Below are 15,237 nucleotides of genomic sequence, written 5' to 3' on the forward strand. Positions count from 1 at the left end.
ACAGACGGTCGGTTTCGCGGTCGGTCTGTTCATTGGTCGGTCGGCAGATCGGTCCGGAGACGTTCCCTCTCCCGGCCGGTCCGCGCGCTGCGGTGGCCGGGAACCACCCGGCCGGGCGAGGGGAATCCCCCGGGTGGCTAGGGGCGGGGTTCGCGGTCCTGCGGTGGTTTGAGGTGATCGCTCATCCACTCCAGCGCGGCGGGCAGCTCCCGCCGCCAGGTCTCGAAGCTGTGGCCGCCGTCATCCAGGAAGAGTGAGTCCGCCCGGAACTCCGGGTGGGCGTCGCCGACCTCCTTCGCGATGGCCAGAAACTGTTGGGTGGCCTGGTAATTCTCCTCGGTTCGTGTGCTCACCACGAGCAGCGACACCTTGGGCGCGGGCAGGTTCCGCAGCCGCCAGTCGAGATCGCTCTGCTGCGCGGCGTGCTCGTCGCCGCCGAAGAGGTCGCCGTCCGTCCAGTGGTCGTTGGGCACCTGGTAGTCGGCGTGCATGCCGGCTCCGCTGGCGTACGAACCGGGGTTGCGCATGGCCAGCCGCAGCGCGCAGCTGCCGCCGGTGGAGTATCCGAGCACACCCCAGGAGCTCGCCGACCGGCTGACCCGGTAGCCGGACCGCAGCGCGTTGGGCAAATCCTTGGCAAACCACGTCTCGGTACGCGGCCCGCCCGCGACGTCCACGCACTCGGTGTCGCGCGGCGGCGCGACGCTCGGCCGGGCCATCACGATCACGGTCGGCGCCATCCGGCCGGTCCGCTGCAGGTCCCACGCGGTCTGCGGCACCTTCAGTCCCTCGACCAGGTGCAGCGAGGGGCCCGGATAGCCGGCCAGGGTGACCAGTACCGGGAAGCGCTCCCGGGCGTACCGGGGGACGAAGTACTCCGGCGGCAGGTAGATGAACACCTGGTCGGAGAGGCCGGACTCCGGGCCGGTGACCCGGATCGAGTCGACCCGCCCGACCTCCTCCGGCTTGCCCTGGGGCAGGTCCTTCACCGTCTCCAGGCCGCCCTCGGTGCTCGGCTGGACCAGTGTCCCCGACTTGGGCGCGGCGCCCTTGGGGTGCTCCGCGCTCGCCAGCGTGAGTGGTGCACCGCCCGGGTTGAGCAGGTCGTTCCAGGACGTGAAGAAGCCGTAGGTGTTGTTCACGGACAGGAGCAGCACGGCGAGCACCGAGACTTGAACGACCGTCAGGAGGGCGACCCGGCCGAGCATCGGCAGGGGCCGCTGCCGGGCCAGCCGGGGCCAGAGCCAGAGCGTGGCGACCAGGGCGACGACAGCCAGTGCGATCAGTGAGTTCACCAACGCACCGCTGGTCAGTTCCATGCCGTAGCCCTCCCTCGGGCAGCTGTGGGGCCAGGGTTCATCGTGCGTTGGAGTGCCTGGTGCGGCCAGTGGGGCTAGGCCGGCCGGGCGGCTGTCACGGCTTGGGATCAGACCCGGGCACGCACGCTGCGCAGGGCGCAACCGAAGCTCTAGAATGCGGCGTCCACCGTGTGTAACGCGTCCGCGAGTGTCCCCTGGCGCCGCGCTTCGGCGAGGGGCCACCCACGTTGCGCCACCCACCTGCCACCCGCCGCCGTGTCAGCCGTTCAGCCGTCCCGCTGGACGTTCTGCGCGTGCGGCGGCCACCTGTCCCCCAGGTTCCGCCCTCGGAAGTGCGTGCCCGGAGTTCACCTTCCGGAGACGCTTTCTTGACGAGCGGATTGCCAGACTAAGGAATAGCCATGAAGGTCCATCACAACTCCTCCCTCGGAGTGACAGGACACGCCGCAACAGCCTCTACGCTGAGCTTCCATGAGCGTTCCAGTGTCCGTTGAGCCGTCGAACTCGCCCTCGCCCGAGCAGCCTCGCCGCCGGGGTCTGCAGACGCTCCGTACCCAAGCGGCCTCCGTCCCACGGGCCTGGCTGCCCGGAGCGGTGGGCTACGCCTGTCTGGTGATCGGTCTGCTGGACATCGCCAGCGCCGTCTTCCCCAAGCTGCGGCACACCAAGATGCACAGCTGGGCCGGTCAGCTGCCGGGCGGCACCACCACCCTGGCGGCGGTAGGCACCCTGATGGTCGGCACGCTGCTGGTGCTGCTCGCGCACGCCCTGCGCCGGCGCAAGCGGCGTGCCTGGCGGGCCGTCTGCGTCCTGCTGCCGGTCGGTGCGGCGCTGCACATCCTGCGCTGGCACCAGATCGGCCCGGCGGTGGTCTCGCTGACCCTGTTCGCGGTGATCCTGGTGCACCGCCGTGAGTTCTACGCCAAGGCCGACCCGCGCACCCGCTGGCGGGCGGTGGCCAACCTGGCCGTCATGGGCCTGTTCAGCGTGCTGCTCGGCATGCTCATCGTGAGTGTTCACCCGAGCTCCGAGATCGGGAACCCGGGCCTGCTGGAGCGGCTCCAGGAGACCATGTACGGCCTGTTCGGCTTCGACGGGCCGATCGACTACCGGAGCGACCGGATCACGGACCTGGTCGCCTACTCGCTCGGCGCGCTCGGCCTGCTGACCGCCTTCACCTCGGCGTACCTCCTGCTGCGGCCGGAGAAGCCGGAGCCCGAGCTGACGCCCGAGGACGAGGTCCGCGTGCGCGGGCTGCTGGAGCGGCACGGGGCCCGTGACTCGCTCGGGTACTTCGCGCTGCGCCGCGACAAGAGCGTGCTGTTCTCGCCGACCGGCAAGGCCGCGATCTCGTACCGGGTGGTGTCCGGTGTGATGCTGGCCTCCGGTGACCCGGTCGGGGACGTCGAGGCCTGGCCCGGCGCGATCAAGGTCTTCATGGCGGAGGCCCGCGAGCACGCCTGGGTGCCGGCCGTGATGGGCTGCAGCGAGGTCGGCGGCGAGGTCTGGACCCGCGAGGCGGGACTGGACGCGCTGGAGCTCGGCGACGAGGCGATCGTGGACGCCACCACCTTCTCGCTGGCGGGGCGCGCGATGCGCAACGTCCGGCAGATGGTGAAGCGGATCGAGCGCAACGGGTACTCCTGCAAGGTCCGCCGGGTGAGTGAGCTGACGCTGGAGGAGAAGCGCCGGATCGCCGACGCCGCGGCGCGCTGGCGCGGCACGGACACCGAGCGCGGCTTCTCGATGGCGCTGGGCCGGTTCGGCGACGTGGGCGACGACGAGTGCGTGGTGGTCACCGCGCACAAGGCGCCGGAGGAGGGCGAGGCCGCCTTCGGGACCGGCGACGACCTCAAGGCCGTGCTGCACTTCGTGCCCTGGGGTGCGGACGGCATCTCGCTGGAGCTGATGCGGCGTGACCGGGCGGCCGATCCGGGCCTGAACGAGCTGCTGATCGTGGCGGCGCTGCAGGCGGTACCGGCCATGGGCATCCGGCGGGTGTCGCTGAACTTCGCGATGTTCCGCTCGGCGCTTGCGCGCGGTGAGCGGATCGGGGCGGGGCCGGTGCTGCGCGCCTGGCGCGGGCTGCTGGTGTTCTCCTCGCGCTGGTTCCAGATCGAGTCGCTGTACAAGTTCAACGCGAAGTTCCAGCCCGAGTGGGAGCCGCGCTTCCTGGTGTACCCGCAGACCCGGGACCTGCCGCGGATCGGGTTCGCCGCGATGCAGGCGGAGGCGTTCATCACGCTGGGCATGCCGAAGTTCGGGCGTAAGCGGCAGCGGCAGGGGCTGATGCCGGAGCAGGTGACGGTCGGACCGGTGACGGAAGCTGCCTGATGTGCGGCGGTGATTGACGGATGACGGCTGACAGATTTTGAAATCTGTCAGCCGTCCGCCGTTCTCCCCCATCCGATTTCGGCCGCCGCGCAGCTCGATAATGGCCACATGAGCAACCCTCCCGGCCTCCCGCACCTCGATCGCTGCGCCGTCATGGGCGTGGTCAACGTGACCCCCGACTCGTTCTCCGACGGCGGTCTCTGGCTCGACCCGGCCGCAGCCGTCGCGCACGGCCTGCACCTGGTCGCCCAGGGCGCGGACCTGGTGGACGTCGGCGGCGAGTCCACCCGCCCCGGCGCCCAGCGGGTCACCGAGGCAGAGGAGCTTCGGCGGGTGATCCCGGTGGTCCGCGAGCTGGCCGCCGCCGGCGTGGTGGTCAGCATCGACACCATGCGGGCGAGCGTCGCCCAGCAGGCCGTCGCCGCCGGTGCCCGCCTGGTCAACGACGTCTCCGGCGGACTCGCCGACCCGGCGATGGCCGAGGTCGTCGCCGCCACCGGCGCGCCCTTCGTGGTGATGCACTGGCGCGGCCAGTCCGCCGACATGGACAGCCTCGCCGTCTACGACGACGTGGTCGCCGACGTCACCGCCGAGCTCGCCGGCCGGATGGCCGCCCTGCTCGCGGCCGGGGTGAAGGAGGAGCAGCTGATCCTCGACCCGGGCCTCGGCTTCGCCAAGACCAGCGAGCACAACTGGGCCCTGCTCGGCCGTCTGGACGCCCTCACCGCGCTCGGCCGCCCCGTCCTCGTCGCCGCTTCGCGCAAGCGGTTCCTGGGTACGCTGCTCGCCAACCCGGAAACCGGGGAGCTGCGCCCGGCCAGGCAGCGCGACGACGCCACCGCGGCCGTCTCCGTGCTCTCGGCCCAGGCCGGCGCTTGGGCGGTCCGGGTGCACGACGTGGCCGGCACGGCCGACGCCGTACGTGTGGTCGCGGCCTGGCAGCAGGCGGCGAGGAGGGGGTAGCGGCTTGGCACGGCTCAGGAGGAACCATGGCGGGTGACGGCAAGATGGGCCGGAGTGACCGTGCGGCCGGCCCCGACCGGGCAGCGGCACTGGAGCTGGACCGGGAGGCCGTCCTGGCGGCGAACCAGGCCCTCTACGAGGCGCTGGAGAACGGGGACCTGGAGGCCGTCGAGGCCATCTGGCTGGGGGCGGCCGACGCCGACGACAAGGGCGGCGTGGTCTGCGTCCACCCGGGCTGGCCGGTGCTGCGCGGACGGGCCCAGGTCACCCGCTCGTACATGTTGATCATGATGAACACGGAGTACATCCAGTTCTTCCTGACCGATGTCGAGGTCGAGGTCCAGGGTGATGTGGCTCTTGTCACCTGTACCGAGAACATCCTCTCCGGAGGGGAGGCCGAGGAGGAGGGCGAGCTCGGACCGCTGGTCGGCGGAAAGGTCGTCTCGACCAACCTCTTCCGGCGTACCGCCGACGGCTGGCGGCTCTGGTCGCACCACGGTTCACCCGTCCTGACCAGCGGGGATGACGAGGACGAGGACTGAGTCGGGCGGGTCGGCGCCGGTCTGCCGGGATGTTTCGTGGACGTACACCGAACGTTCACGTCAATCGCCGATCCGGCGTGCGTGGCGCGCGCCTGTGCCGGGTAGGACGGTCGGGGTCTGTCGGTCCCCGCGGGTAGATTCGACGACGGCGGGCGACGAGGCCCGTCGTCGCCCTGCCCCCGTGCAGGGCCTGTCCAGGTGGGAGAAGTGAGTTGCTGGACCGCGTCACCCTGCGGGGCCTGCGTGCCCGTGGCCATCACGGTGTCTTCGAGCGCGAGCGCATCGAGGGCCAGACCTTCGTCGTCGACCTCGTGCTCTACCTGGACACCCGCCCGGCCGCGTCCGGAGACGACCTGACCCGCACGGCGCACTACGGGATCGTCGCGGAGGAGGTCACCGCGATCATCGCCGGCGAGCCCGTCGACCTGATCGAGACCCTCGCCCAGCGGATCGCCGACCAGTGCCTCAAGCACGACGCGGTGGAGGAGGTCGAGGTCACCGTGCACAAGCCGGACGCCCCGATCACCGTCCCGTTCGACGACGTCACCATCACGATCCACCGGGGCCGCGCATGACGTGCATGCCCCGTCCCCGTCCCCGTCCCACAGCCCCAGCCGTAGAGGGATACCGATGAGCACCAGCGACCCGACCGCCTCGCCGACCACGTTCGACCTGGAGAGCCGAGTCGACAGTGCCGACTCCACCCTGCAGAACCCCCGCCGCGCCGTGATCGCGCTCGGCAGCAACCTGGGCAACCGCCTGGAGACCCTGCAGGGCGCCGTGGACGCCCTGGAGGACACCCCCGGCGTGCGGATCATCGCCGTCTCCGCCGTCTTCGAGACCGAGGCCCTCGGCGGCCCGGCCGAGCAGCCGAACTACTACAACGCCGTGGTCGTCCTGCGCACCACGCTCCCGCCGCACTCCCTGCTGGAGCGGGGCAACGCGATCGAGGACGCCTTCGGCCGGGTCCGCACCGTCCACTGGGGCCCGCGCACCCTGGACGTCGACATCCTCGCGTACGAGGGCGTCACCAGCTCCGAGCCCGAGCTGCTGCTCCCGCACCCCCGTGCCCACGAGCGGGCCTTCGTCCTCGCCCCCTGGCTGGACGCCGACCCGGACGGCGAGGTGCCCGGTGTGGGCCGCGTCGCCGACCTGCTGAAGGGCCTGTCCGAGGCCGGGCAGACCGTGTGGCGGCGCGAGGACATCCAGCTGCGCCTTCCCGAGTAGTCGGCCGGTGCGGCGGTCCGTGCCGCGGGTCGGGAACTTCCCGCACGTCCTCGGCCGTACGAGTAGGTGATCGGCAGGGTCCGGCCCCGGTACGGTGGCCTGGCGCTGCCAGTCGGCGACCGTCCGTCAGATCCACCGTCCGCCGGGAAGGACCTCGTCCGAGTGAAGCCGCTCCGCCTCCGCCTGCTCCTGGGTATCACCGCCGTTGCGGGGGTGCTCTCCTGGGCCGGTGCCAAGCTGTGGGACTCCCTGGGCCAGCTGCCCGGGGTGCCCGCGGCCGCCCCCATCGCGCTCGCGGCGGTCGCGGTGGTCCTGCTGGCCACGGCGATCTCGCTGCGGTCCCGGCTCAAGGCCATGCGGGAGCGGCGGCCGGACGCCAAGGGGGTCGACCCGCTCAGCGCGGCCCGGGCCGTGGTGCTGGCTCAGGCGAGTGCCCTGGTCTCGGCCGTGGTGACGGGCATCTACGGCGGTACGGGCGTCTACCTGCTCACCCTGCTCGACGTCCCCGCCCGGCAGTCGCAGGCCATCACGGCCGGATTCGCCGTACTGGCGGGGGCGGCCGTGATCGCCGCCGCGCTCTGGCTGCAGCACATCTGCCGGCTCCCCGAGGACCACGACGACCCGACCCGTCCGACAGGCACCGCACCCACGCCCCGCTGACGGCCCGCCGGTGTCGCCGAGCGGCTCACCGCCCGGTCGCGACGGTGATCTCCTCGCCCCGGCCCGCGACCACCCGGGCGATGTTGGCCAGCGACTCCGACGAGTCGTCGAAGTACGCGGAGTGGCTCGCGAACGCATCCCGGGCCTCGCCCGGTGCCACCTTGAACCGCCTGGCCCCGAAGGACGCGTCCGCCGGATCCCGGCCGAACCACAGCTCGTCCGGCGGCTTCAGCGCCTGGCTCACGACCGCCCCCAGCACACCGCCGGCCTCCAGCCGGCCGGCCACCGCCGAGCCCCCGGGCAGCCGGCTCACCGGGTCGCACTCGGCCGCGCCGACGTACACGTGGTCGGCCCCGACCCCGAGCTGGTCGGCCCGCTTCGCGCCCGTCCCGGGGCTGCCGACCAGCACCACCTCGTCGGCCACGGGCCCGCCCGGCTGCTGGGCCGCCAGGCCGACCAGCAGCGAACCGTAGCTGTGCCCCACCGCCGTGACATGTGCCGGCGGCCCCGGCCTGGCGGCGCGCAGGCCCGCCAGGAAGCGGCCGTACTCGACGGCGCCTTCCCGGGCCCGGCGGTCCCCGGCCACCGCGAGACTGCGCGGGTCCAGCCCCTCGTTCGGCGGCGGGTCGTAGCCCAGCCACACCATCGAGGCCGTGGTGCGCCCCTGCCCGTACGCCGAGGCGCCGGAGCCCACCCGCTGCGCCCGGTCGGCGTCGCCGCCGCCGACGGCGGCCAGCTCGGTGCCGAAGCCGGGGACGAACACCGCGACGTCGTCCGCGCTGTCCGGGTCGCCGAAGCAGAGAATGCCCCGGCCCTGGCCCTGGTCGCCCAGGCCGAGCAGGAGGACGTCACCGTGCTCGGCCGCGAGCCGGCGCTGGATCGCCCGCAGCCCCTGGAGCAGCCGCCGGTCGGGGGAGGCCTGCTGCTCGTAGCGGTCGAGCAGCCGGGTGAGCAGCAGCCGGTTGGCGCGGTCGCGGTCGCGGGCGGGAAGGCCGTCCAGGTTGCCGATCAGCTGGGGGTGGGCCTGCGTCAGTTCCCGGCGCTGGTCGGGGTCGAGGCCGCGCCACCAGGCGGCCACCCGGGTCGGCGAGGTGCCCTGCGGCGGGACGACGGGCCGTCCGAGCAGGCCGCCCAGGGTGTCGGCCGGGATGGACGCCCGCTGCAGCTCGGTGTCGGCCGGGGCGGCGTCGAGGGCCCGCCCGTCACGTGCCCGGGCGGCGAGGCGGGCGAGCCGCTCGGCGGTGGCGCGGTCCGCCCGGTGGGCCTCCTCCAGGGCGGACCCGGGCGCGGACGCGAGTGCGTACGGGCCCTGCCGGAGACACCTGGACCGGGCCAGCCGGAAGGTCTCGGCGGCCTCCCGCAGGGTGTCGCGGACCAGTGCCAGCTCCCGCTGGGCGGACTGCAGGCGTCCGGTGGTGGTGTCGATCGTGCGGGTGGCCAGCTCACCGGCCCTGCCCTGCCAGCCCGAGGCCCGCACCCGGCCCGCGACGGACTGCCGCCACTCCTCGTGGAGCTCCTCCAGGGTGGCCACCAGCGCGCCGTACGCCTCGGCGGCCGCGGCTACGTCCTCCGGGCGGGAGGCCTGCAGGGCGTTCTCGTCCAGCTCGTTCCGGTCGAGCGGGGGCCGGTCGAGCGCGGTCGGGGCGAGGCCCGGCGACGTCGCGTCCACTCTCAGCTCCCGGGCCGCAGGCTGCGACGGATCTCGGCCTCGGTGGCCTCGTAGTCCGAGGCCGTGCGCTGCAGGTCGGCGCCGATGCCCTCGAGTTCGGCCGCGAGCCGGACCAGGGCGCGGTGCCAGGCCTCCGTGCACTCGTCCAGCGCGACGGCCGTCCGCCAGCCCGGCAGCGCGGCGACCGCGGCATCCCCGGCGGCCGGTACGGCGTTGGCGCCGGCCTGGAGCCGTTCGGCGGTTCGGCGGGCGGCCAGGCCCGCATCGGCGAGTTCGGCGGGATGGACCCGGAATCCGGTGGACGGGGAGGCGGGCACGGTGGATTCCCTCTGCGCGGTGGCGAATGCGGGACCTATCGTAACGGCCCGTGAGCAGGTGAACACCCGTCGTATTTCCGATGGACTGTCAAGAGTGGAATGGGTGCTGAGGCTGACAGCGCCCCAATTCGCACGCTAGTTTCTTTGGCATGTCACGCGGACGCCACCGTCATTCCTCCCTTCTCGGCCGGTCTGTGCCCCCGATCGCCACCGGTGTGCTCGTCGTGGCCGCCGTTGCCGCGCTGACGGTCAGTCCCGATCCGGCCCTCGTCCGATCCCTCGGTGTCGCGGCGGTGCTCGCGGCCGTCGGCCTGGGCCTGCTGCTGCGCCAGCGCGACCGGGCGGCCCGGGTGGCGGCCGAACTCGCGGCCACGCGGCGGCTGCGGGCCGAGGAGCGCTTCGAGGAGCAGCTCGCCGAGGTGGAGTACGCGGCCGAGGTGGCCGAGGAGCGCGCCACCCGCTTCGGGCGCCGGCTGACGGCGGAGAAGTCGCGGCTGGCGAAGGCCGAGACGGAGATCGCCCGGCTGCTGCGGGAACGCGCGGTGATGGTCGCCGAACAGGCGCTGAAGGAGGCCGAGGCCACCCAGCGGGCGCTCGCCGCCGCCCGGCCGAAGTTCCCGGCGTCCCCGGCCGCGTACGTGCGCGCGGCGTCCGTGCTGCGGCAGCTGGAGCAGGAGGCCGAGCGGGCCGAGGCGCGGCGCGAGAGCCCGGCGAGGACGGAGCTCGCGGTCCGGCCAAGGGTCGAGCAGCCGGTGGCGGCACCGCAGGTGACGGTCCCACAGGTGACGGCACTGCAGGTGACCACGGCTCCGCAGCCGGTGCTCGCCGCGCCGAAGCCGGCCTCGCTGCAGGAGTCCGTCGCCACCCGCCACGCGGTCGGCGCCGCGCCCACGAGGCCAGTGCTGGCGGCGACGGCCGAGCCCCTGGCCGGCGCTCCGGCGACCGCGATCGTCCCGGCCGAGCGGCAGCGCCCGCGCCCGCAGGCCGGTGCCGGCCGTGGATCGAACTTCAGCTTCTTCGGCCGCAGTGGTGCGGCCGGTGCGGCCGTCCGCGCGGCGGCCCCGGCTCCCGCCGTCGGCAGCGTGACGGAGCTCGGCGAGCGCGCCGACCTGGCGGACGTGGTGGGCGACGAGGCTCTGGCCGAGAGTGCGCGGTACGCCGACCCGGCCGCGCCCGCGCCGGAGGTGCAGGCTGCGGTGGCGGCGGAGGCCCGGCCGACCCACACCCGCCCCGAGGTGGTCGACCTGACCCCGCACGACGAGACCGAGTACCTGGAGCTCCCCGAGCTCCGCGCCAACCGCCGTTAGGCCCTGGCTGACACAACCGCAGAGCCGATACGACGACGCCCGGGCCTCTCCGCAGAGGCCCGGGCGTCGTCGTGTGCAGGTGGCGATGCGTCAGAGGCTGACGCCGAAGTCCTGCGCGATGCCGGCGAGGCCGGAGGCGTAGCCCTGGCCGATGGCGCGGAACTTCCACTCGGCGCCGTTGCGGTAGAGCTCGCCGAAGATCATGGCGGTCTCGGTGGCGGCGTCCTCGGAGAGGTCGTAGCGGGCGATCTCGGCGCCGCCGGCCTGGTTGAGCACGCGAATGTACGCGTTGCGGACCTGGCCGAAGCTCTGGCCACGGGAGGTCGCGTCGTAGATCGAGACCGGGAAGGTGATCCGGCTGACGTCGGCGGGCAGCCCGGCGAGGTTGACCTTGATCTGCTCGTCGTCGCCCTCGCCCTCACCGGTGCGGTTGTCGCCGGTGTGCACGATGGTCTGGTCCGGGGTGCTGGTGTTGTTGAAGAACACGAAGTGGCCGTTGGAGAGCACCTTGCCGTCCCCGTTCAGCGCGATCGCGCTGGCGTCCAGGTCGAACTCGGCACCGGTGGTGGTGCGGACGTCCCAGCCGAGGCCCACGGTGACCGCGGTCAGGCCCGGGGCCTCCTTGGTCAGCGAGACGTTGCCACCCTTGGAGAGGCTGACTGGCATGTGTGGTGTCCCTTCGTCGCTTTTGTCGGGAAGAACGCGGGTGGGGCGGAGCTTGGTTCCAGCCGCGTCCGCAATTCTTCTCATGAACGGGCCCGACGAGTGGTCAGACCCGGGGAAAGCGTCCCTGCAGAGTCCAGATGTTCGGATTCTCGCCCAGACCGTCGTGCATGTCGGTGAGGTCCGCCAGGACGTCCTGCAGGAAGTCCCGGGCCTCGCGTCGCAGCTCGGCATGGCGGACCACGGCCGGCGGGTCGTCCGGGAGCCAGGTGGCGCTGATCTCCACCAGACCGAAGCGGCGCGCGAACCGCAGCAGCTCGGTGTTCTGGGTGAAGTCGAGGTCGAAGGTCTGCACGGCGGCGGAGCGGCTGCCGCGCGGGTCGCTGTCGAGCGCCTCGACGGTGTCGCAGAGTGCCCACGCGAAGTCGAGCACCGGCACCCATCCCCAGCGTGTGGACAGGTCCAGGCCGTCCGCCTCCAGGAAGACGTCGCCGCAGAACAGGTCGTGCCGCAGGGAGCGCACCGAGGCGTCGCGGTAGTCGGTCTGCGGGGGGTCGGGGAAGCGGTTGGAGAGGGAGTAGCCGAGCTCGATCACGTACGCCATTGTCCGGCACGCGGACGGGACCGTACACGGGCGTCGTTCACGGGCGTCGTTCACGGGCGTCGTTCACGGGCCTCGCGCACAGGCCTCGCACACAGGTGTGGATAACCGGATGACCCGGCCTCCCGGGCGCGAGATGATGGGCGCATGCCTGAGCCCATTCGCGTACGGGGGTCGGTGGTCGTCCCCGACGCCGAGCTCGTCTGGCGCTTCTCCCGTTCCTCCGGCCCCGGTGGCCAGCACGTCAACACCTCCGACACCCAGGTCGAGCTGCGCTACGACCTGGCGGCCTCGGCGGCCCTTCCGCAGGTGTGGAAGGAGCGCGCCCTGGAGCGGCTGGCGAGCCGGCTGGTGGACGGCAGGGTGCTGGTCGTCCGGGCCTCCGAGCACCGTTCGCAGTGGCGCAACCGCGAGGTCGCGGCGGCCAGGCTGGCGTCCCTGCTGGGCGAGGCCACCGCTCCGCCGCCGAAGGCCCGGCGGGCGACCAAGCCGAGCAAGGGCATGGTCGAGCGTCGGCTCTTCAACAAGCGGCACCGCTCCGAGCTGAAGCAGGGCCGCAGCCGGCCCGCGGAGCACTGAGCCCTGCTGGGGTGAAGCGGGCCTGCTGGAACCGGGCCGTGCCGGAGTGCCTGGAGTGACGTTCCGTCAGGTGCGAGCCGGTCAGCCGAGCTGGCGGTAGCCGCCCCGGAAGTACAGCAGCGGCTTGCCGGCCGGCCCCGGGACGCGGGCCGCCAGGACCCGTCCGATCAGCAGCGTGTGGTCGCCCGCCGTGATCCGCTGCTCGGTACGGCACTCCACGGTGGCCAGTGCCCCGTCGATCAGCGGTGCGCCGGCGAACTCGCCCCGATGGTGCGGGGCGTCCGCGAAGAGCAGCCGGTCGCTGAGGCGCCCCTTCATCGCGAACCGTGAGGCGAGTGCGCGGTGCTCCTCGCCGAGCAGGGAGACCGCCCAGGTGTCGACCCGGGAGAGCAGCTCGTCCATCCGGGAGTCCTCGCGCACCGACACCAGCACCAGCGGCGGCTCCAGCGAGACGGACAGGAACGAGGTGGCGGTCATCCCCGCGTCCTCGCCGTCGGCGCCGCCCTCGGGATCGTGCGCGGTCACCAGGGTGACGCCGGAGGCGAGCTGGGAGAGCGCAGCCCGGAACTCGTCGGGCGTGGCAACAGGGGCGGCGGCGTGCTGCGGGGACGTGTACACGTACCGCACGGTAGTCGGCTCGTCGGGGAAACGGCATCGGGCCCTGGTCGTAGGACCGGCCAGGCCCTCAGGACCGGGCCCGAGGTGAGCTGACTCACTCTCAGGAGTGACCGGCCAGGGCCTGCCGGCGGTCAACGGGCTTCAGCTCGCGCGCTCCGCGGCCGAAGGCCCAATGGTCGTGATTGTCGGGATAAGTCGCGTTATCGGGCAGCTGAACTGCGTATGCACACATAACCATTGTGTGATTTGGGTCACAAGTGGTGACCTATTGTTGACCGAGCGTGCCTATCGCTGTGCTCCCTGTGATTCAGTTCTTCTGGCAATCGGACGATAACCATTCAAGAACTATCCGAAGCAGCCGGGGAGCCCCCGCATGGAAGCCGAGTCGGAGCCCTACGTCCGCCTGGCGACCCTCCGCACCTTGCACCGGGTCGTGGCGGACCTCAACGCTGCCCGCAGCCTGGCCGGCACCCTGCAGGCCGTCGTCGAGGGCGCGGTGCACGGGCTCGGCTTCGACGCTGCCGCCGTCAGCCTGGTCCGCCCGGACGGCGATCTGGTGGTGGCGGCGGTCTGGGAGGTCGAGGAGAGCGCCTTCGGCGGCCCTTCCGTACTGCTCGGCCAGGTCGGTTCCCGGGAGTCCTGGGAGCGGATGCTGAGCGTCAGCGACCACTGGGGCACCCTGCGCTTCCTGCCGTACGACCGGGGCTGGGCGATCGGCACCGACATCCCGAGCTGGACCGGCGACGGCCCGCTGCCGGTGTACGTCAACGACTGGCACCCGGCCGACGTGCTGCTGGCGCCGATGTACAGCGCCGGCGGCGATCTGCTCGGCGTGCTGTCGGTCGACCGCCCGCGCAGTGGCAAGCGCCCCGGAGCGTGGACCCGCGAGGCGCTGGAGATGTTCTCCCTGCAGGCGTCCATCGCCATCGGCAACGCCCGCCTACGCGCGGAGATGCAGCGGGCGCTGGCCCGGCTTGAGAAGGAGCAGCAGGCGCTCCGGGCCAGTGAGGAGAGCTTCCGGCAGGCCTTCGAGTACGCGCCCAGCGGCATGGCCATCACCGAACTGCACGGCGCCGGCATGGGCCAGCTCACCCGGGTCAACGACGCGCTCTGCCGCCTGCTCGGCCGCCCCCGGGCGACGCTGCGCCAGCAGAGGTTCGCCGACCTGGTGCACCCCGACGACCTGGAACTGCTGCAGCGGACCAGCGCCGAGGGCGGCCGCGCCGAGCTGCGGCTCTCCCGGCGCGACGGGGGCTACCAGTGGGTCTGCCTGCGCAACTCCGTGGTCGCCGACGCGGCCGAGGGCCCGAGCTTCCTGCTCACCCACGTCGAGGACATCGAGGACCGCAAGCGGCACGAGCTCCAGCTCGCCCACCGGGCCAGCCACGACGCGCTGACCGGCCTGCCGAACAGCGCCGAGCTGAGGGCCCGGCTGGGCCGGCGGCTCTGCGGCCAGCCCCAGGGCCCCGGCGGGGCGGCCGCCCACGGCGCCTCTCACCCGGAGCCCTCGTACGGCGAACCCCGCGAGTACGGCGAACCCCGTGAGTACGGCGAACCCCGCGAGTACGGGGAGCCCGGCTACGGCGACCCCGAGTACGGCGAGCCCGGCTACGGCGAGCGAGAGTACGCCGATCGCGACTACGGCGGCCCCGGCTACGAGGAGCCCGCCTACGGAGAGCCCGCGTACGCCACGCAGGGGGCCTCCTACAGCGCGCACGGCACCTTCGACGGGGTGGTGGTCCCCGCTGGTCATGCGCACGGCTACGGGCCTCCTGAGGGTCGCGACTCGTTCGCCCTGGAGCTGGACCGCGAGGCCTTCGCCGCCGGGCGGGTCCTCGAGTGCGGCGACATCCCGGCCGACCACGTCCATGCGGTGGTCCCGTCCGACCCCCCGGCGGGCGGCGAGCTCTGGGGCGCGTCCGCGCGCGGGGGCGCCGGCGCGGAGAAGGGGCTCGCGGTGCTCTTCTGCGACCTGGACGGCTTCAAGTCGATCAACGACAGATTCGGGCACAAGGCGGGCGACGCCGTACTGATCGAGGTGGCCCGGCGGCTCCAGCAGGTGGTCCGTGAGGGTGACACCGTCGCGCGGCTGGGCGGGGACGAGTTCGTGGTGCTGGCCGACGGCATCGGCCGCGAGGAGGCCAAGGACCTGGCCGGGCGGCTGCGCAACGCGATCATCCCGCCGATGCGGATCGACAACCGGACCACCCGGGTCGGCGTCAGCCTGGGCATCGGCTGGGCGGGCTGCGGCATGAGCATCGAGGAGGTGCTGCACGCCGCCGACGAACGCATGTACGACGAGAAGCGGGCCCGTGGAGGGGCGGTGAGGGGCGCGCGGGGAGAACGTTCGCACCGCCGAGCAGGCTGAGCGCTGATCAGCGCCGACCGGCGGACGGCCGTGAGCCGCCTTTTCCAGCCGCCACGTCCGGAAGGTAGGG

The 15,237-nt window shown here is 72.8% G+C and carries 15 protein-coding genes; 9 read left to right on the forward strand and 6 right to left on the reverse strand.

From position 1 onward, the window contains the following. Window positions 1-137: 137 nt before the first annotated feature. The gene (locus FB465_RS19950) at window positions 138-1,319 is read right to left on the reverse strand and encodes an alpha/beta hydrolase (RefSeq protein WP_145792481.1); all 1,182 of its coding nucleotides are present in this window, start codon (window positions 1,317-1,319) and stop codon (window positions 138-140) included. A gap of 471 nt (window positions 1,320-1,790) precedes the next feature. On the opposite strand from FB465_RS19950, the gene FB465_RS19955 reads away from it, so the two are divergent. The 6 genes from FB465_RS19955 (at window position 1,791) to FB465_RS19980 (ending at window position 7,045) form a co-directional block, all read left to right on the forward strand. After that, window positions 1,791-3,653, forward strand: coding sequence for a phosphatidylglycerol lysyltransferase domain-containing protein (locus FB465_RS19955; protein WP_145792483.1), 1,863 nt, complete (start codon window positions 1,791-1,793; stop codon window positions 3,651-3,653). A 108-nt stretch (window positions 3,654-3,761) separates the two neighbouring features. Next, window positions 3,762-4,616, forward strand: a complete 855-nt coding sequence (folP, locus tag FB465_RS19960) for a dihydropteroate synthase (RefSeq protein ID WP_145792485.1) — start codon at window positions 3,762-3,764, stop codon at window positions 4,614-4,616. Window positions 4,617-4,660: 44 nt separating this feature from the next. Next, window positions 4,661-5,158, forward strand: a complete 498-nt coding sequence (locus FB465_RS19965) for a nuclear transport factor 2 family protein (protein ID WP_145797460.1) — start codon at window positions 4,661-4,663, stop codon at window positions 5,156-5,158. A 215-nt stretch (window positions 5,159-5,373) separates the two neighbouring features. Then, window positions 5,374-5,733, forward strand: coding sequence for a dihydroneopterin aldolase (folB, locus tag FB465_RS19970; protein WP_145797461.1), 360 nt, complete (start codon window positions 5,374-5,376; stop codon window positions 5,731-5,733). Between the two features lie 55 nt (window positions 5,734-5,788). Continuing rightward, window positions 5,789-6,385: a 2-amino-4-hydroxy-6-hydroxymethyldihydropteridine diphosphokinase gene (gene folK, locus FB465_RS19975; protein WP_145792487.1), complete on the forward strand. Its 597-nt coding sequence runs from the start codon at window positions 5,789-5,791 to the stop codon at window positions 6,383-6,385. A 162-nt stretch (window positions 6,386-6,547) separates the two neighbouring features. After that, window positions 6,548-7,045 carry a DUF3180 domain-containing protein gene (locus FB465_RS19980; protein ID WP_145792489.1) on the forward strand — a complete coding sequence of 166 codons (498 nt, stop codon included), beginning with the start codon at window positions 6,548-6,550 and terminating at the stop codon, window positions 7,043-7,045. Between the two features lie 25 nt (window positions 7,046-7,070). On the opposite strand, the gene FB465_RS19985 is transcribed toward FB465_RS19980, so the two are convergent. Beyond that, entirely contained in the window at window positions 7,071-8,714 is a 1,644-nt protein-coding gene (locus tag FB465_RS19985) for an alpha/beta hydrolase (protein ID WP_170290645.1), read from the reverse strand. Window positions 8,715-8,716: 2 nt separating this feature from the next. Further along, complete coding sequence (locus FB465_RS19990; protein ID WP_170290646.1) at window positions 8,717-9,031, reverse strand: WXG100 family type VII secretion target; 315 nt, start codon at window positions 9,029-9,031, stop codon at window positions 8,717-8,719. A gap of 149 nt (window positions 9,032-9,180) precedes the next feature. Between FB465_RS19990 and FB465_RS19995 the strand changes: the two genes are divergently transcribed. Beyond that, a complete protein-coding gene (locus FB465_RS19995) occupies window positions 9,181-10,338 on the forward strand; it encodes a hypothetical protein (RefSeq protein WP_145792494.1) in 1,158 nt (385 codons plus the stop codon). Between the two features lie 90 nt (window positions 10,339-10,428). On the opposite strand, the gene FB465_RS20000 is transcribed toward FB465_RS19995, so the two are convergent. Both FB465_RS20000 and FB465_RS20005 read right to left on the reverse strand, forming a co-directional pair. Then, on the reverse strand, window positions 10,429-11,004 hold the full coding sequence (locus FB465_RS20000; protein WP_145792495.1) for a TerD family protein: 576 nt from the start codon (window positions 11,002-11,004) through the stop codon (window positions 10,429-10,431). A 103-nt stretch (window positions 11,005-11,107) separates the two neighbouring features. After that, a complete protein-coding gene (locus tag FB465_RS20005) occupies window positions 11,108-11,605 on the reverse strand; it encodes a hypothetical protein (protein ID WP_425461192.1) in 498 nt (165 codons plus the stop codon). Window positions 11,606-11,749: 144 nt separating this feature from the next. Here FB465_RS20005 and arfB point away from each other — a divergent pair, with 144 nt between their 5' ends. Then, window positions 11,750-12,181 carry an alternative ribosome rescue aminoacyl-tRNA hydrolase ArfB gene (arfB, locus tag FB465_RS20010; protein ID WP_145792500.1) on the forward strand — a complete coding sequence of 144 codons (432 nt, stop codon included), beginning with the start codon at window positions 11,750-11,752 and terminating at the stop codon, window positions 12,179-12,181. A gap of 81 nt (window positions 12,182-12,262) precedes the next feature. Here the strand turns inward: arfB and FB465_RS20015 are convergent, their stop codons facing one another. Next, on the reverse strand, window positions 12,263-12,799 hold the full coding sequence (locus tag FB465_RS20015; RefSeq protein ID WP_246192739.1) for a flavin reductase family protein: 537 nt from the start codon (window positions 12,797-12,799) through the stop codon (window positions 12,263-12,265). Between the two features lie 373 nt (window positions 12,800-13,172). Between FB465_RS20015 and FB465_RS20020 the strand changes: the two genes are divergently transcribed. Continuing rightward, window positions 13,173-15,167, forward strand: a complete 1,995-nt coding sequence (locus tag FB465_RS20020; protein WP_145792503.1) for a diguanylate cyclase domain-containing protein — start codon at window positions 13,173-13,175, stop codon at window positions 15,165-15,167. Window positions 15,168-15,237 lie beyond the last annotated feature (70 nt).

The sequence above is a fragment of the Kitasatospora atroaurantiaca genome, from assembly GCF_007828955.1.
In the GTDB taxonomy this organism is placed as follows: domain Bacteria; phylum Actinomycetota; class Actinomycetes; order Streptomycetales; family Streptomycetaceae; genus Kitasatospora; species Kitasatospora atroaurantiaca.